A 16,461-nucleotide genomic window follows, 5' to 3' on the forward strand; every position below is an offset into this window, starting at 1 on the left:
TCTCCGGATCTTCCTGTCTCTGGTCCTCCTGTGTCTATCAGAGGAGGAACAATGGTTTTCGTTCGAAGGGCTCTCGCCGTTTTTCTTTTGTTTGTGTGCATGACATCTCTGCTTTTTGCCGGAGGGACGCAGGAGCCGGCATCCGACCGAAAGGTGGCCGGTAGTCCGCAGTCGGGGATGTCGATCTTGGGCGAGAGCGATGCGTCGGTACGCTTTCGGGAGGTTTCGGGCCGGATTGTCGAAATTCCCAAATTCCCCAAACGAACCGTCATCATGCACAATTCGATACTCGACCTCTGGTATATGGCCGGAGGAACAAGCCTTGCCCGCCTGAGGGGAGCAATCAATGTGCCCGCCGAGGCAAAAGATCTTCCCGTGCTTGGTTCCATTGCCAGTATCGATGTCGAAAAAATCATGAAACTGGAACCGGACTTGCTTATCTTTTCGGGAACAAGTGAATACCAGCGAAAAATCAGTGATTTTTTTGCCTCTGAAGGGGTGGCGAGCCTTGGGATCAATTATGAAAACTATGATGATTTTGGTCTCATCTTCGATCTCTTTACCAGGCTCAACGGCCGACGGGATCTCTACGAAGCGTATTTGATTCCGACGCAGGAAAAGGTTCAGTCCATTATCGATCGGGTACCGAAGGGCGTGCATCCAAAGGTGTGTATCCTCTTTGCTTCCACCAACTACGTGAAGGTGGAAACCGAGGAGACCGTGACCGGAGACTACTGCAAGCGTCTTGGAGCGGTGAATATCTATCGTGAATCGGCCTTCGAAGGAGCCGGTCGAGTCGACCTCAGTCTTGAATACATCCTCGAACAGGATCCTGATCTCATATTCGTCACCACCATGGGTGATGTGGAAAAGTGTACGGCCAGGATAGAAATGGAGGTTTCATCCAATCCTGTATGGGCTTCCCTTTCGGCTGTGAAAAACGGACGGTTTCATTATCTGGATAAGTCCTTTTCCATCTACAAGCCGAACCGCGCCTATCCCGAGGCATTTCAGAGGATTGCCGAACTCCTGTATCCTGGAACGGATTTCAGTCTCGGTTCCGGGGAGGGGAAGGCTGAGTGAGCCGTTTCGATATCAGGAGCCGTACCGGTTACCGTCTTGCAATCTTAGTACTTCTTCTCTGTCTGCTGTTTGCCGCCCTCCTTTTGGCGATCCGCTTCGGTTCTTCCGGTTTTACCTTCCGCCAGATCCTTCGGGCGCTTTTTATCGACACTACGTCGGTGGATCATCGCATCCTCATGATGGTGCGGATGCCGCGAGCCATTGCCGCCGCCCTGGTCGGTTTTTGTCTTGCCCTTTCCGGTACACTCCTGCAGGGGGTGATGCGCAATCCCCTTGCCTCACCGAATGTGATCGGGGTTTCCGCCGGGGCCGGGCTTGCGGCGGTCTGCATCTATATCCTTTTTCCCGGCCACTATTTCCTTGTGACGCCGGTGGCATTCGGCGGGGCCTTCCTGGCTGCTCTTTTGGTCTACCTGCTGGCCTGGAAGGGAGGAGCATCCCCGTTGCGTCTCGTCCTTTCGGGAATCGCCGTCTCCTCCTTTCTCGGCGCCGGAAGTAACGCCTTGATGATCTTCTTTCCCGATCGGGTTCAGCACGTGATCGGTTTTATGGTGGGAAATCTCTCTGCCGTCACCTGGCAGCAGGTCCGAATTCTGTGGCCCTACGCCTTCATAGGGTTTCTTTTTTCTATGCTCTTGGCGGATCGACTCAATATTCTGCTTCTCGGCGACGAGACGGCCAACAGCTTGGGCCTCAATGTCGAGGCCTCCCGCATGTTTTTCATGCTGATTGCCTCCCTCCTCGCCGCATCTGCGGTCAGTATTGTGGGACTCCTGGGCTTTGTGGGGCTGATCGTCCCTCATGTGGCGCGGCTTGTGATCGGGAATAACGCCCGTTACCTCATTCCCGCTTCAGCCCTTCTCGGAGCCGTTGTTGTTCTTCTCTGCGACACCCTCGGGCGGGTCATCCTTCGGCCTCAGGAGCTGCCGGTGGGTATCATCATGGCGATGTTGGGTGCACCCTTTTTCCTTTACCTGCTCAGGCAAAAGGGGGAGAAAATGGGAGGCGGCCATGGTCATTGAGGCTGATAAGCTTTGTCTTGGGTACGGCGGCAAACCGATTGTTAAAGATCTCTCTCTTTCCGTGCCTGCCGGCTCCTGGGCATCAATCATCGGTCCCAACGGCTGCGGGAAATCGACGCTTCTGAAGGCCCTTTCCCGCAACCTGAAGCCTGTTTCCGGTTCCGTTAGGGTTATGGACCGGCCCTTGGATAGTTACGGAGGACGGGGCCTTGCCCGAACCATGGCTTTTCTCGCCCAAACTCCTCAAATCCCCGATTATTTTTCCGTGAAGGAACTGGTGGGCTATGGCAGATATCCCCATACCGGATGGTTCGGCAGCTTTCGTCCCCGGGATCGGGAGGTGGTGGAACAGGCTCTGGAGGCAACGGACATGCTTGACTTTAGCGAGCGCGAGGTTGCAAGCCTTTCCGGTGGTGAACGCCAGCGGGCCTGGATTGCCATGGCCCTGGCTCAGGAGGCGGAACTCCTGCTTTTCGACGAGCCGACGACTCATCTCGATATTGCCTACCAGTTCCAGATCCTCGAGTTGATCGACAGGTTGCGAAGGGAGATGGGGCGGACGGTGGTGACGGTACTCCATGATCTCAACCAGGCGGCCCGTTACTCCGACCAGCTTTTTGTGATGAAAGACGGTAGGATTTTTGCTACCGGGGAACCCTCGGTGGTCCTTACCCCTCCGCTCCTTGGGGATGTCTTTTCCATCGATGTGCGGCTCCTGCAGGACGAGGAACATGATTGTCCCTTTGTCGTTCCTCTGGGAGGAAAACAGTGATGGAACACATTTCTTCCCTTGCCCTTCCCCGTTTCGTAATTGCGGGAGCATCTTCCGGCAGCGGAAAGAGTACGCTGACCCTGGCCCTGATTGAGGCACTTCACCGGCGCGGCTATCGACCTCTTCCCTGGAAAGTCGGGCCCGACTATATCGATCCCGGTCACCTCTCTGCAGCCGCAGGGCTTGCCTGCAGAAACCTCGATCCGGTGCTGATGGGCGAGGCGGGGATGGTTTCCTCTTTTATTGGACACTGCAATGAGGCCTGCCGAAAAGAGCCGAAAAGCCTTGCGGTTATAGAGGGGGTCATGGGACTTTTCGACGGCAGGGGCGGGCTTTCTTCCGAAGGCTCCACCGCCTCGGTTGCAAAAAGCCTCTCGGCTCCCGTGATTGTGGTCATCGATGCGGGAGCCGCCGCCCAGACCGCCGGGGCGGTTGCCCTGGGCATGCAGCAGTTCGATCCCGACTGCCCTGTTGCCGGTTTTATCGCCAACAGAATCGGATCGGATCGTCACTTTTCCATGGTTCGTCGGGCAGTGGAAGGGGCCACCGGTCTTCCTGTTCTGGGCTGGCTTCCGAAATCGTCCATGCCGTCCATGCCCGAACGCCACCTCGGTCTAGTCGCTGCCTGGGAGGAGGAGGGTCGGCAACGGCTTTCCTCGCTCCTGCGCATCCTCGGCGATGCTGCTGCCGAGCATATCGACCTGGATGCTCTGCTTGCCATCGCCGCTTCCGCTTCTTCTCTTACACCGATCCGGGGCGAAAGCGTCGATGGTATCGATATTTCGGGCAGCTCTGGTGGTAAGGCGGATAGGGCTGTAGCCGGGATCGGGACCGATACTCCTTCTCCTTGCATTGCCGTGGCAATGGACGATGCCTTTCACTTCTACTACCAGGACAACCTCGATATGCTGGAATCCTTGGGGGCCAGAATCGTCCCTTTTTCGCCTCTTTCGGCAAGCCGGCTTCCCGATGGCTGTGACGGTGTCTACATCGGCGGCGGTTATCCCGAGCTTCATGCAGAGCGACTTTCGGCAAACCGCACGATGATCGAATCGATTCGGGCCGCTTCTTTTGACAATATGCCCATCTACGCCGAATGCGGAGGGCTCATGTACCTTTGTCGGCGGCTGTTTGTCGGGGGAAAAGGGTATCCCATGGTCGGCCTCTTCGATACAGAGATCGAGATGGGCAACAAGCTGTCGGCCCTGGGCTACCACAAGGCCAGAACACTAAGGCCGAGTGTGATCGGTCCTGCGGGAATGGAGTTGGTGGGACACATTTACCGTTGGTCGAACATGGTGAAAGGTCCATCCGAAACCGAATGGCTTTTTCGGCTCGACAAGGAAGGAACGATAGGCTTTGACGGCCTTTCGGTGCGCAGGAGTACGGCCGCCTATCTCCATCTCCACTTTACCGGCGTTCCCGAACCTGCGCGACACCTTGTGGCGGCTTGCAGGGAATATCGGCAATCAAGGAGTAAGCACGATGAACAGTAGCAGAGGAAAGGCGATTACCGAAGAGAGTTTCCGCATCATCAGAAGCAGGCTTGGGGATTTTTCCGCAGGCGATGATGTGACGGAAATCGTGATCCGTATTGCCCATACCACCGGCGATGTGGAGTTTGGAAAGAGCTGTCATGTGCCTGAGCTTTCCGTGAAGCGGGGAATAGAAGCGATATCTTCGGGCTGCCCCATTGTCACCGATGTGGAGATGGTGCGGACGGGAATTCGTGCTGCTTTGGCAGAGAAACTGGGATGCCGTGTACACTGTTTTCTTAACGATACCAAGGTGATTGACGGGACCCGGCAGAGCGGAGAGACCCGATCGGCCCTGGGAATGCGGCAGGCGGCAGAACATTCTCTTTTGAACGGAGCCGTGGTTGCCATCGGCAATGCTCCAACCGCCCTTTTTGCGCTCCTTTCGATGATAGAATCGGGCCGGGTGAAACCGGCGCTTGTGGTCGGTATTCCGGTGGGCTTTGTCGGGGCCCTCGAGTCGAAACAGGCCCTTTACGATTCCGGTTATCCATGCATTACCAATCTGAGCGAACGTGGTGGAAGTCCTATTGCCGCGGCCATCGTGAACGGATTGCTTTTTCTTGCCGAACAAAGGGCGGAACAGAGGGGCTGAGCATGGCACAGTGGTACGATCAGGAGTTGGGGAAGGTCTCGGGCATGCGTCTGGGGATCACCACCGGCAGCTGCGCCCAGGCAGCGGCCAGGGCCGCCCTTGAATTCCTTCTCGGTATCTTTGCGGATAAGCGGGTCGAAATCACCCTTCCGAAAGGCCACAGGCGCTACAGCGGCAGGCAGATTCTTGTTCCCGTAGAGAGCATAGGGGCGACATCCGACGGAACAGGGGCCGAGGCTCTGGTGCGCAAGGATTCGGGGGATGATCCCGACATCACCGACGGCATACTGATCGGTGCCAGGGTTCGTCTAAAAGAAGGGAACGGGGTCGAAATCGACGGCGCAGAAGGGGTTGGGCGCATTACCCGACCGGGGCTTGCCGGCAAGGTGGGAGAGGCAGCTATTAATCCGATTCCCCGAAGGATGATACGAGAGGAGCTTTTACCATTGCTGCCAGAGGGAAAGGGCTGTCGGGTCGAAATCTTCGTTCCCGAAGGGATTGCCCTGGCCGAGAAGACATGGAACCCCCGGATTGGCATTCTGGGCGGGATTTCGATCATCGGAACCAAGGGGGTGGTCGAGCCCAAGTCGGAGGAGGCCTACAAGGCCTCCATCAACCGGGTGATCCACAGTTATCTGAAAAGCGGGATGAGCCGTTTGATTATCACCCCAGGCTATGTGGGGGAGGCCTTTCTCTCTTCCAGGGGCATCGCGTTGGACCGGGTGGTTACCGTGGGGGATCATGTGGGCCATGCCCTGCTCCGCGGGGCCGACCATGGGGCAAAGGAACTCCTTCTGGTCGGGCACATCGGAAAGCTGACAAAGATCGCTGTTGCCATGTTCAATACCCACTGGAGCAGCGGGGATGCCAGGCTCGAGGTGATCGCTGCCTATGCAGGCGCCGCTGGTGCCTCGGCCGAGAAGGTCCGCAGGCTCTTGTCGTTGAGCCTTGCCGAAGAGGCGGTTGCCTTAATACACGACTGGGGCCTCGATGAAATTTGGAACGCTATTGCCCGCCGGGCTGCCGAGCGGACGGAGAAACTGGTGGAGGGGCGTTGTACGATCGGCGTCGTGCTTCTCGATTTGAAAGGACATTCCCTGGGCTCCTGGCCAAAAGAGCGGGTGGAAGGATGGCTGAAATGATCCATATCATCGGAACGGGACCCGGAGATGGGCGTTACACCCTCGACCTGGCCCGTGAAACCATAAAAACGTGCACGGTTTTTGCCGGATTTCGGAGCCACGCCCTCCGCTTCATCCCCCCCTCAAGCCCTTTTGTCGATCTCTCCTCCGACGGAGGAGTTGGCATCTATTCTGGGCTGGATGAGATAGATCGCCTGCGTCTTGGGGGGGAAGACGAGATCGGTATCCTGGTATCCGGGGACCCCGGCTTCCATAGCCTGCTTCCCCTGGTCCGCTCCCGTTACCCTCAGTGGGAGCTCCGCATCGTTCCCGGCCTAAGCGCCTTTCAGGTTGCCTGTGCAAAGATCGGCATTCCCTGGCAGGAGCTGGAACTGGTATCCCTCCACGGCAGCGGAGGCGAGGATATCGCATCCTTTGTCCGCAGATTTGTTTCCCATCCCCCTTCGGGGATGAGCGGATTTGTCGTCCTCACCGCAGGCCCCCGTGGCGACCGGGATCTTGCCGAGAGGATTATTGTAGAGGAGCCTCGTTTTCGTGGATTCAAGGCGTGGTTCTGTTGGGACATCGGCGAAGATGGTGAATCGATCGCCTATTGTCGCCTGGATGCCGTTCAGGAAGGTGGACGGCTGTGTACGATCATTATGCATAGAATGGAAGAGGAGTCAGTGTGAAGGTCTATTTTATCGGTGCGGGACCCGGGGATCCCGAACTCATCACCCTCCGGGGACGTCGACTCATCGAAGAGGCTGAGATTGTCATGTATGCCGGCTCCCTGGTGAATCCCAAGCTGCTTGACTGGGCGCTGCCCGAAGCCGAGATATATGACACCAGTTCCATGGACCTCGATGCCATATGTGCCGTTTTCAAGAAGAGAGCCGGCCACACAGGAAGCATCGCCCGGCTCCATACCGGAGACCCCTCTCTCTACGGTGCCATCGGTGAGCAGATTCGATTCTGCCGGGCCGAACGGATTTCCTGGGAGGTTGTCCCCGGTGTCAGTTCTTTTTCCGCATCGGCGGCGGCCCTGGGCCGGGAGCTGACCCTTCCCGGGATAAGCCAGACGGTGATTCTTTCCAGACGGCAGGGACGTACCCCTGTGCCCGAACCCCAGAGGCTCCGGGCCCTTGCCCAGTCGCAAAGCACCCTGGTGCTTTTTCTCAGTGCCTCCATGGTAAAAGAAGCGATGGAAGAGATTGCTCCCTTCTACGGTACCGACACCCCCGCTGCAGCGGTTTACCGGGCAAGCTGGCCGGACCAGCGGATCATCGAGGGAACCATTTCCACCCTTGCCGGGCTCATGCAAGAGGCGGGAATCGACAGGCAGGCCATCATCCTTGTCGGCGATGTGCTGAACCCCGGAAGCTTTGAGGCCTCCAAGCTCTACGATGCGAATTTTTCTCACGGGTTTCGAAGCGGCCGGGAAACTACAGGAGGTGAAGCGTGAAACTGGCTGCCCTCTGTATAAACGAAGCAGGGAAGAACGCTGCAGCCCTCCTTGCCGGGCAGATGCCCGATCTGTCTGTTGTTGATTGCAGTCGACCAGGCAGTCTCGCAGAAGAGAGTGCACGGCTCTTTCCCCTTTACGAGGGGCTCATTTTTTTCTCTGCGGTGGGGATCGCCGTCAGGATGATTTCCGGTTTTCTCCGGGATAAATATCACGATCCTGCGGTGGTGGTCGTCGATAACGGTTGCCGTAATGCGGTGAGCCTCCTTTCCGGACACGAGGGCGGTGCAAACCGACTCTGTTGGGAGGTCTCCCGGATCCTGGGCTGTCGCCCCGTTGTGAGTACCGCTACCGAGGCCCGGCGCTCGATTGTACTCGGTATTGGAACCCGCAAGGATATCGCTGCATCTACTGTGGCAGAGGCCGTCACCACCGCCCTTATGGAGGCCGGCCTCTCTCTGTCGGATGTCAGAATTGCAGCCACTATCGGTAAAAAATGTCTGGAACCTGGCCTCCTCGAGGCTCTCGCCGACCTCGACATTCCCCTTAGCCGGGTAAGTGCCCGGGAGATCAGCCGCTTCTCCGGCGCCTTTCTCCCCAGTGCCGCCGCCCGGCACATCGGCATTCCCGCCGTGGCAGAGCCCTGCGCCTTGCTTGCCGCCAGGCAAGGTTCCTTAATCGCCCCCCTGTATCGTCGAGACGGGGTGACGGTTGCGATTGCCCGGGAGCGGATAGGCCCCCTTTCCATTTCCGACGAGCTGTCCGCTTCGGCTGATTTGCCGCAAGTGTCAGAATCGATCAATAGTGTCAATGGAGGGAGCGCCGGGGAGCATGCGGGGGGCGAGGCTGAAGGGCTGCCCCCACACCGTAAACTGCACACAAAGGGCGTGTTGTACGTGGTCGGGATCGGGCCGGGCTCGCCGGAGCATATGACCCTTGCAGCGGTTCGGGCCATCGAAGCGTGCGAGGTTGTGGTTGGTTACCATCGCTATCTCGAACTTTTGGGTGAGCTCATTGAGGGAAAGGAGATCTTTGCTTCGGGGATGCGGAAAGAGAAGGATAGGGCCGCCGCTGCCATCGATCTTGCCCGAACGGGGAGAATTGTTACCGTTGTCTCCACCGGGGATGCCGGTATCTACGGTATGGCGGGACTGATCCTGGAGTTGGCCGGGACCGAAGCGGGAGAGCGCTTTGATCTGCGAATCATCCCCGGGGTCACCGCTGCTTCTTCCGCCGCCGCCTTGCTTGGTGCGCCGCTGATGCACGACTTTGCGGTCATCTCCCTAAGCGATCTGCTGACCGAGGCTTCCCTGATCGAGAAACGGCTGCGCCTTGCCGCCGAGGGAGATTTCATCACCGTGCTGTATAATCCGAAAAGCCGAAGCAGAAAGGCCTTACTGGAAAAGGCTTTGGACTCCTTTCGCGCTTGTAGGCCCCTGGATACCCCGGCTGCGGTGGTGACAAACGCCCTGCGCGAGGGCCAATCGGTTCGCCTTGAGAGCCTTGGAAGCATCGATGCCGATGACCCTGATATCGGCATGTCCTCGGTTGTGGTAATCGGCAACAGCAGTTCCTACCGGCAGGGGCGATGGTTTATCACCCCCAGGGGCTACAAAATCGAGGAGCCACATGAAGGATAAACGACCCTATAGCCACAAATTCTTTGAAAACCGCGACTGCCGCTATTATCCCTGCCACCAGGGGATCGAAGAGATGAACTGTCTTTTCTGCTTCTGCCCCCTCTATCAATTTCCCGACTGCGGAGGAGATTACCGTTTGACCGCCGACGGGGTCAAGGATTGTACCGGCTGCATCAGACCTCACATTCCTGAAAACTACGATCTCATCATTGCCGAACTCAAACGGCGGAAATCTCCCCCTGGAAAGAAGAAATAAGGTTCATGGCTGGGGAGGATAAACTACGCATCGGCCTTGCCGTCATGGAGGCAAGGCCCGGAGATGTTCGGCATAACGCCGCAATAGTAGAGCACTTGTGCGATGAGGCTGCCGAGGCGGGGGCCATGCTGATCTGTTTTCCCGAGGCAGCCCTCACTTCCTATAGCGGCCCCAAGGCCCGGGAGCTTGCCCTTTATCCGGAGGAGGTCGCAGCCATTCTCCTGCCTCTTGCCGATCGCTACGGGCTAACAATCTTTTGTGGTTTTATCGAGGCCGGTGAGTCAGGTGGCAAACCCTTTGTTTCCCAGGCTGTGGCGCTGCCCGGGGCTTCTGAAATTGGGTTGTACCGAAAAAGCCATCTGGGCACTTTGGAGCAGGAATGGTTTGAGGCGGGCAATGAGATCGGCCTTTTCGACATCGGCACAATGATTGGTGTCGGGGGCTCGGCAGGGCCCACGGTCGGCATCCAGCTATGCATCGAGACACATCTACCCGAGATTGCCCTGGCCCAAAGCCTTAGAGGAGCGGCGCTGATCTTAGCCCCCTTTGCCTCTCCCCTTTCCGCCCAAAGGCGACGGGAGCTTTGGCTTCGATATCTCCCGGCCCGGGCCTATGACAATGGCCTTTACGTTGCATCCTGCAACCTTTGCGGAGGACGCTTCGGCGGCGGTGCGCTCATCATCGATCCAAAAGGACAGGCTGTGGTCGAAGATTTTTCCGGCCGACAAGCCTTGCTCTGTGCAGATATCGACCTTTCCCTTGTAAAAGATCTTCGGCAGCAGAAAAGCACGAAAGACCCGGCCATGGGGGACCGCTGGTATCCTTCACTTCGCCGGCCGGAACTCTACTAATCGCGGCTAATCACGCTTTAATCCTGCCTGCCCCGAGGGTCTCTATTGCAATTGAAACTTCTTTGATAATTGTAGATTGCTTTTTGGGGGTATGTTTGGTATTATATATAATACCAATGAATGCTTTTCCTGTTGTCATTGATACAAATGTCATACTTTCTGGCTTGCGTTTTCGAAATGGGTTTTCATTTACTTTGCTAAAGCAGATACCGGAAAAGCTATTTACCATGTGCATCTCTGTTCCGCTTATTCTGGAGTATGAGACTGTTTTGACCAAGCACATGAAGCAAACGGGTTTGACTAAAGAGGATATTGGAGATTTCATTGATTATACATGTTGTGTCGGGAGACGGACCGAAATATTTTATCTATGGCGACCTGTGCTAAAAGATCCTTTTGATGATCATGTTCTTGAACTTGCTGTGGCCTCTGGAAGCCGTTATATCATAAGCTTCAACAAAAAGGATTTTTCTCCTGCAAGAAGCTTTGGAATTGGAGTTGTCTCTCCAAAGGAATTTCTTCAATCAAAGGAGGAAATAGAATGAGTTCACTTAGTATCCGGATACCGGAATCTCTCCATGAAACCCTAAAGAAGATATCAAAAAAGGATCGGGTATCGATAAATCAGTTTATTGCATCGGCTGTTGCAGAGAAGGTCACGGCACTTGAGACTGAAGAGTATATAAAAGTACGGGGAGAGAAGGGCACTATTGACAAGTTCAATAATGTCCTATCAAAGGTGAAAAATATTGAGGCTGAAGAGAATGATACCTAAGATGCCTCTTGTTCAAAATTTCAACGCCCCGGAACTCTGCTAATCGCGCTTTACTCCCGCCTGCCCCGTATGAGGGCCACCGAAAGATAGCCTTGCTCCTTCTCTGCCAGGTCGATAAGGCGTCCTGCTGCTTCCCGATCCAGGCCTACACCTACGACAAGATGGGCCTGTTCATCCAAGCCCCTTTCTCTGACCCACAGGGCCAGCTCCTCCAGGCGTGAGCCGATTTTGTATACGACGATACGGTCCGCAAGGGGGAGGTAGGCATCGAGTTCACCAACCTTCTCAGGCAGCGGGAGGAGCACAAGCCGCTCTTTGCCTTCGACCAGGGGCAGCCCCAGGCGGGCTGCTGCAGCATTTGCCGCCATGATGCCGGGGATTACCGCAATGCTGGCGCTCGGTCGTTGTGCCTCGACCTCTCGGCGAAGATAGATCCAGGTGCTGTAGACCGATGGGTCTCCCAGGGTGAGGAATACCGCCCGAAGCCCGTTGTCGAGGGCCTTGATAACCGGGGCGGCCGCCTGAGTCCAGGCTTTCTGCAGGGTTTCGGTATCCTTTGCCATGGGAAAGGTGATCTTTTGTATCTTGCTTTCGTCTATTCCCGTACCAGCAGCGATAGAGGCTGCCAGGGATGCTTTTGAAAACCTTGAAACCGGTGTGAAGACGATGTCCGCTTCCTTGATGGCCTGGGCCGAGGCAAGGGGTAAAAGGCCGGGATCTCCCGGTCCGACACCAATGCCGATTAATTTCGCTGTTGCTCTTGTATGCGGACTCTTCTTGTCTGCCATGGAGCGATACTATGCCTGTCGGCAGGGCCGGGTCAAGATACATTGCGAAATCGTCGCCATGGAGAACCGTTACCGTGTTCTCCGTTTGACCAGCATTGTCCCCAGATAGACCGCTGCGGCGAAAAGAATGATGGTGGCACCTGCCGGTTTGTCCGCCGAGTAGCTGATGGCAAGTCCCCCTCCCGTGTAGAGAAAACTCAACAGCGACGCAAAGATCATCATCTTCCAAAGGGTGTGGGAAAAGAGTCCTGCAGTGGCAGCCGGAAGGGTCAAAAGCGCTATGACCATGACAATACCCACGAGTTGAACGGCCAGCACGATGGTAAGGCTGGTAAGCAGAAGCATCAGATAATAGATCCTACGTACCTTTACTCCCCGCAGCGCCGCAAACTCACCGTCGAAGGTAACAGCGAATATCTCCTTATAGCGAAATAGAATCACCAGAATCAGTACAAGATCCATGACCAGGAGGAGAATGGTGTCGCTTTTTCTGATCATCAGAATATTACCGAAAAGGTAACTCATGAGATCCTGAGAGTAACCAGGGGTTGCGGCGATGAAAAAGATACCGATTGCCATACCGATGGCCCAGATTGCGGCCAGAACCGTTTCCGTTCGTTCCCTGCCCCGCCCCGTGATGCCTCCTATGATCAGAGCGACGATGACTGCCGCCACAGCAGCGCCCTGGAGCGGTGTCGGATAGCTCCATCCGAAGCTCACCTGGAGAAAACGTGCGGCCCCCAGTCCTGCGAGAACCGAATGGGCTACGGCTCCTGCCATGGAATTGATTCTCTCCACGGTGACGTAGGTACCGATGATCCCTGCAGCCGGTGCAAGAAAGAGGCAGGCAAGGAGGGCGTTCCTCAAAAAAGGAAAGGTAACAAGGTCGTGAAAAAACTGACCGAAGAAATTCAACACGTTGAATCCTCCTTTGCTGAAGCGGCGGAAGCTTCATTGTGTATATCATGTAATACCAGTTTCATATCGTCACCGTAGAGTTTTCCAAGATCTTCTCCCGTCAGTTCGCAGCCAGGATGTCTGGCAAGGGTCCTGTTTATGCAAAGGATAGTATCAGCCAGATTGGAAACGACGGCGGTGTCATGGCTTACCAGGAGTATGGTTTTCTCTCCCTTTAATGAACCAAGAAGGGTATAAATTTCCTTTTCCGCCGTTCTGTCTACATTGCTGGTTGGCTCGTCGAGGATCAAAAGATCTGCCTCGCTTGCCAGGGCACGGGCAATGAGAACCCGTTGGCGCTGACCTCCGGAAAGGGCCGGAAAGGGACGTTTTTCGAGTCCTTCAAGCCCAACCGTTTTTAGTGCGGAGGCAGCAATGCGGCGATCTTCCCGGCGAAAGAAGCCGAGCCTGCTTTTTGCTCCCAGCCGTCCCATCAGAACCACATCCTCCACCGTTGCAGGGAAAAGCGGATCAAAGAGCGTATACTGGGGAACATAGCCCACCCGTTTTCGTGCCTCCTCCGAAGGGGAATCGAACAGCCGTATCCGACCTTCATCGGGAATGAGGAGTCCGAGTATAAGTTTGAGAATGGTGGTTTTTCCGCCGCCGTTCGGCCCGATGATTGCGGCAAAGTCTCCCTGAAGGATTTCAAAGGAGACCGATTCAAGAACACGATCCTCACCGTAGCCAAAAGAGACATCCTCGAAATTTACCACAGACAGGGGCTCCGTCGACGGAGCCCCTCTTCCTTCATTATCACTCATCAACGGAGGCCTTCCTCCAGGGCAGATGCCACGGTGTCGAGGTTGGCAATATACTCCTTTGCCAGGGCGCTGACCGGCACAACCATTCCTCCGATCTCTTTTGCCACGGTTTGGGCGCTCTGTCGGGGAAATTCGGGCTGCACAAAGATGATTTCCACATCAAGTTCCTTTGCCTCCTCGATATAAAAGACCAGCTGTTTTGGGGTTGGTTCTTTCCCCTCTATTTCCAGGGGAATCTGTATCAGGCCGTAGTCGTCGGCAAAATAGCCGAAAGCCGGATGGTAGACGAAAAAACGCTTTCCGCGTAGTGGTTCCAAATCCTGCGCAAGTCGCTCATCCAGGGTCTTTAAGTCCGATTCAAGGCCCGCAAGGTTATCCTTGTATAGTTCAGCTCCGTCGGGATCCGCTGCAGCAAGGGCGTCGGCCATGGTCTGTGCCATGATCATCATGTTACGGGGACTCATCCAGATATGAGGGTCGGGAGTTCCTGCCTCATGGTCGTGGCCGTCTTCCCCCTCACCTTCGTGATCCCCATCATGTTCTTCATCGTGGGAATGGGCAGCATCCATGGTTCTAAGGGTGAGCCCTTTTCGAAGATCTATAATGGTAAGGTCGGGACTAAGCTCTCTTACCTTCGGTAAAAAGCCGTTCTCAAAGGGAACCCCGACCCGAAAGAGAAGCGAAGCCTGTGCGAGAGCACTCATCTGCTTTGGTGTGGGTTCGTAGGTAGCCGGGCTTTCGCCGGGAAGTACCACTACCTCTGATGTAATGCGATCGCCGCCGATTCTATCGGCCAAAAACTGGACCGGCAGAATGGAAGAATAGACGATCGGCTTTTCGCTATCCCCGGATGTGGGAGCCGATTCACGATTGCCTCCTGCCATGAGCGGAAGGCTTGCTATAAGCATAAAAAGCAGTGCACTAACAATACTACATCTCTTTTTGTGACGCTTCATGATGATCCTCCTTGAGATCGCACGAAAGATAGTATTCGTGGCACGACTCACAACGCACCACATGGTGATGTTTTGAAAACTTTTCCCAATGATTCTTTTGATCAGGGGTGAGATAACCACTTCCCTGGCAGAGCGGACAGACATTGTCCAACTGGGCAAAGAGCGCCTTTCTTATAAACTCGGATCTATTGGGAACCCTCCGGAGTAGTTCCGCCAGAGCCGGGTCAACTTTGAAGGTTATGGTCTCTTCCTTTTGTTGTGCCATCGGTCTTCTCTCCTCTCAATCTTTTGTGAGTATGGTATTACAAAGTAATACTGGTTTTGTGAGATGTCAACTACCTTCCGGAGATCCTTTACGGAGCCAGCCAGTGAATGAGTTGCCGACTTGCCGCACTTAGCGGATGGCGTTTGTCTTGTACAATACAGATTTCCCGTTCAGGTATATCGGTTGAAAGGGTAAGCGCGCGAATCTCACCTGAGGCAAGTGCGGGAGATGCCATTATGTGGGGTACGAAACCTATCCCCAGATTCTGTTTGATAAAAGGGATCAGCAAGTCCGCTGTTGCAAGTTCAATATCGGCCTTCCATGTCATTTCATGCGAGGCATAGAGGGAGGAGTAAAAACGATATGTTGCGGTTTCTTTCGAAAGCGTGATTAATGGGTATGTCGGTAATTCCTCAATGGTAAGAACTCGGTCTCCCAAATGGGAAAACGCAGGTCCGGCCACAAGAATATCCCGAAATTTTTTTACCTTGGTAATGGTTAGATTTTTTTCGCCTTCGATGGGAGTTGTTACCACCGCAATATCGATTGCTCCCGATTTGATTTCATCGATAAGTGCAGGAGCACTGCGGTTGATGATAGTAAGAGTAACCTTGGGATGAGCCTTGTGAAAGGATGCCAGTTTTTCCAGTAGATAACAGTGGATAGCGATTTCCGTGGTTCCGATGGCAACTGCGCCGCTTTCCAGATGTAAGGCCCTTGACAGAGCTTTTTCTCCTTCAAATATCGATTCACAGGCAGAAGCTATATGGCTGTAGAGTAGTGCCCCCTCCGGAGTAAAGGTAACCCCTTTTTTCGAACGAACAAAGAGACGGCACGATAGATCGTGTTCCAGATTCTTGATGCTTCGGCTTACGGAAGGTTGACTGGTCAAAAGGAGATGGGCTGCGGTTGTGAGATTCTGATGTTTACCCACATAATAGAAGATCTTGTAATATTCGAAATTCGGATTGATCAAAATTTTTCCTGCTCTCCTTTGCTTGTTATGCGTTTCTGATATGATAACAGTATCAACTATGTATTTTAACACTTCCGTCGTCTTGTATATAATCAGCTGAAGATAAAGCTGAAAGCTAAAAGGATGAAAAATATGCTTGATTTACTGGAAGCCTTGATGATTTTATGTTTTGGTCTTTCCTGGCCCATTTCGATTTACCGTTCCTATGTTTCCCGGACGGCAAAAGGGAAAAGTCTCTTTTTCGAAGTATTTTTGTGGATTGGATATGTCTTTGGTATTTCCAGGAAGATTCTCCAATGGTATGGAAGTGATTCCGCATCCCTAAATTTTCTTTTCTATCTTGGGTGGTTTTTCTACATCCTGAACATTGTGGAGATTACCATAGACATGGGCCTCTATTTTCGCAACGTCAAACTCGATCGTGAACGTGAGGCTGAGCCTGGGATAGAGAGGGCCGAAGAGGTTATTGAAGAAAGCAACGAAATTATCGAACAGATGAAAGAGCTTGAGAGAGGACTTGATGGGAAGGCGAAAGGGAAATAGGCTATTCATCCGATAAATTTCTGTTAAGGCACATTCTTTTACCCTTTTAAGAATAACAACAGTTGACAGAGTCGTAATCTAACCGCATAATAAAACC

The 16,461-nt window shown here is 54.4% G+C and carries 20 protein-coding genes; 14 read left to right on the forward strand and 6 right to left on the reverse strand.

The window, feature by feature from the left end; all coding sequences use genetic code 11:
• Positions 1 to 51 precede the first annotated feature (51 nt).
• From SPIRS_RS00915 to SPIRS_RS00980, 13 genes are all read left to right on the forward strand, one after another.
• Entirely contained in the window at positions 52 to 1,083 is a 1,032-nt protein-coding gene (locus tag SPIRS_RS00915; RefSeq protein WP_013252801.1) for an ABC transporter substrate-binding protein, read from the forward strand.
• Positions 1,080 to 2,105, forward strand: a complete 1,026-nt coding sequence (locus tag SPIRS_RS00920) for a FecCD family ABC transporter permease (protein WP_013252802.1) — start codon at positions 1,080 to 1,082, stop codon at positions 2,103 to 2,105. Before SPIRS_RS00915 ends, SPIRS_RS00920 begins: the two co-directional genes overlap by 4 nt.
• Positions 2,095 to 2,877, forward strand: a complete 783-nt coding sequence (locus tag SPIRS_RS00925; RefSeq protein WP_013252803.1) for an ABC transporter ATP-binding protein — start codon at positions 2,095 to 2,097, stop codon at positions 2,875 to 2,877. The genes SPIRS_RS00920 and SPIRS_RS00925 overlap by 11 nt, the downstream gene beginning before the upstream one ends.
• The gene (locus tag SPIRS_RS00930) at positions 2,877 to 4,373 is read left to right on the forward strand and encodes a cobyrinate a,c-diamide synthase (RefSeq protein WP_013252804.1); all 1,497 of its coding nucleotides are present in this window, start codon (positions 2,877 to 2,879) and stop codon (positions 4,371 to 4,373) included. Before SPIRS_RS00925 ends, SPIRS_RS00930 begins: the two co-directional genes overlap by 1 nt.
• Positions 4,363 to 5,007: a precorrin-8X methylmutase gene (locus SPIRS_RS00935; protein ID WP_013252805.1), complete on the forward strand. Its 645-nt coding sequence runs from the start codon at positions 4,363 to 4,365 to the stop codon at positions 5,005 to 5,007. Before SPIRS_RS00930 ends, SPIRS_RS00935 begins: the two co-directional genes overlap by 11 nt.
• Before the next feature lie 2 nt (positions 5,008 to 5,009).
• Positions 5,010 to 6,149 carry a cobalt-precorrin-5B (C(1))-methyltransferase CbiD gene (cbiD, locus tag SPIRS_RS00940; protein ID WP_013252806.1) on the forward strand — a complete coding sequence of 380 codons (1,140 nt, stop codon included), beginning with the start codon at positions 5,010 to 5,012 and terminating at the stop codon, positions 6,147 to 6,149.
• On the forward strand, positions 6,146 to 6,820 hold the full coding sequence (locus SPIRS_RS00945) for an SAM-dependent methyltransferase (protein WP_013252807.1): 675 nt from the start codon (positions 6,146 to 6,148) through the stop codon (positions 6,818 to 6,820). Before cbiD ends, SPIRS_RS00945 begins: the two co-directional genes overlap by 4 nt.
• A complete protein-coding gene (gene cobM / locus SPIRS_RS00950; protein ID WP_013252808.1) occupies positions 6,817 to 7,593 on the forward strand; it encodes a precorrin-4 C(11)-methyltransferase in 777 nt (258 codons plus the stop codon). The genes SPIRS_RS00945 and cobM overlap by 4 nt, the downstream gene beginning before the upstream one ends.
• Positions 7,590 to 9,233: a precorrin-3B C(17)-methyltransferase gene (gene cobJ / locus SPIRS_RS22030; protein ID WP_013252809.1), complete on the forward strand. Its 1,644-nt coding sequence runs from the start codon at positions 7,590 to 7,592 to the stop codon at positions 9,231 to 9,233. The genes cobM and cobJ overlap by 4 nt, the downstream gene beginning before the upstream one ends.
• The gene (locus SPIRS_RS00960) at positions 9,223 to 9,489 is read left to right on the forward strand and encodes a cysteine-rich small domain-containing protein (RefSeq protein ID WP_013252810.1); all 267 of its coding nucleotides are present in this window, start codon (positions 9,223 to 9,225) and stop codon (positions 9,487 to 9,489) included. The genes cobJ and SPIRS_RS00960 overlap by 11 nt, the downstream gene beginning before the upstream one ends.
• Before the next feature lie 5 nt (positions 9,490 to 9,494).
• Positions 9,495 to 10,340: a nitrilase-related carbon-nitrogen hydrolase gene (locus SPIRS_RS00965; protein WP_013252811.1), complete on the forward strand. Its 846-nt coding sequence runs from the start codon at positions 9,495 to 9,497 to the stop codon at positions 10,338 to 10,340.
• A 95-nt stretch (positions 10,341 to 10,435) separates the two neighbouring features.
• Positions 10,436 to 10,885: a putative toxin-antitoxin system toxin component, PIN family gene (locus SPIRS_RS00975; RefSeq protein ID WP_245537657.1), complete on the forward strand. Its 450-nt coding sequence runs from the start codon at positions 10,436 to 10,438 to the stop codon at positions 10,883 to 10,885.
• Positions 10,882 to 11,115, forward strand: a complete 234-nt coding sequence (locus SPIRS_RS00980) for a toxin-antitoxin system HicB family antitoxin (RefSeq protein ID WP_013252813.1) — start codon at positions 10,882 to 10,884, stop codon at positions 11,113 to 11,115. The genes SPIRS_RS00975 and SPIRS_RS00980 overlap by 4 nt, the downstream gene beginning before the upstream one ends.
• A gap of 50 nt (positions 11,116 to 11,165) precedes the next feature.
• Here the strand turns inward: SPIRS_RS00980 and cobI are convergent, their stop codons facing one another.
• From cobI to SPIRS_RS01010, 6 genes are all read right to left on the reverse strand, one after another.
• Complete coding sequence (gene cobI / locus SPIRS_RS00985) at positions 11,166 to 11,903, reverse strand: precorrin-2 C(20)-methyltransferase (protein ID WP_013252814.1); 738 nt, start codon at positions 11,901 to 11,903, stop codon at positions 11,166 to 11,168.
• Positions 11,904 to 11,972: 69 nt separating this feature from the next.
• Positions 11,973 to 12,821: a metal ABC transporter permease gene (locus tag SPIRS_RS00990; RefSeq protein WP_013252815.1), complete on the reverse strand. Its 849-nt coding sequence runs from the start codon at positions 12,819 to 12,821 to the stop codon at positions 11,973 to 11,975.
• Positions 12,815 to 13,624, reverse strand: a complete 810-nt coding sequence (locus SPIRS_RS00995) for a metal ABC transporter ATP-binding protein (RefSeq protein ID WP_013252816.1) — start codon at positions 13,622 to 13,624, stop codon at positions 12,815 to 12,817. Before SPIRS_RS00995 ends, SPIRS_RS00990 begins: the two co-directional genes overlap by 7 nt.
• The gene (locus tag SPIRS_RS01000; protein WP_013252817.1) at positions 13,624 to 14,580 is read right to left on the reverse strand and encodes a metal ABC transporter solute-binding protein, Zn/Mn family; all 957 of its coding nucleotides are present in this window, start codon (positions 14,578 to 14,580) and stop codon (positions 13,624 to 13,626) included. Before SPIRS_RS01000 ends, SPIRS_RS00995 begins: the two co-directional genes overlap by 1 nt.
• Positions 14,555 to 14,845: a ribbon-helix-helix domain-containing protein gene (locus SPIRS_RS01005; protein ID WP_013252818.1), complete on the reverse strand. Its 291-nt coding sequence runs from the start codon at positions 14,843 to 14,845 to the stop codon at positions 14,555 to 14,557. Before SPIRS_RS01005 ends, SPIRS_RS01000 begins: the two co-directional genes overlap by 26 nt.
• 88 nt (positions 14,846 to 14,933) lie before the next feature.
• Positions 14,934 to 15,821: a LysR family transcriptional regulator gene (locus SPIRS_RS01010; protein ID WP_013252819.1), complete on the reverse strand. Its 888-nt coding sequence runs from the start codon at positions 15,819 to 15,821 to the stop codon at positions 14,934 to 14,936.
• Positions 15,822 to 15,953: 132 nt separating this feature from the next.
• On the opposite strand from SPIRS_RS01010, the gene SPIRS_RS01015 reads away from it, so the two are divergent.
• Positions 15,954 to 16,364: a hypothetical protein gene (locus SPIRS_RS01015; protein ID WP_013252820.1), complete on the forward strand. Its 411-nt coding sequence runs from the start codon at positions 15,954 to 15,956 to the stop codon at positions 16,362 to 16,364.
• Positions 16,365 to 16,461: the final 97 nt, after the last annotated feature.

Source organism: Sediminispirochaeta smaragdinae DSM 11293 (assembly GCF_000143985.1).
In the GTDB taxonomy this organism is placed as follows: domain Bacteria; phylum Spirochaetota; class Spirochaetia; order DSM-16054; family Sediminispirochaetaceae; genus Sediminispirochaeta; species Sediminispirochaeta smaragdinae.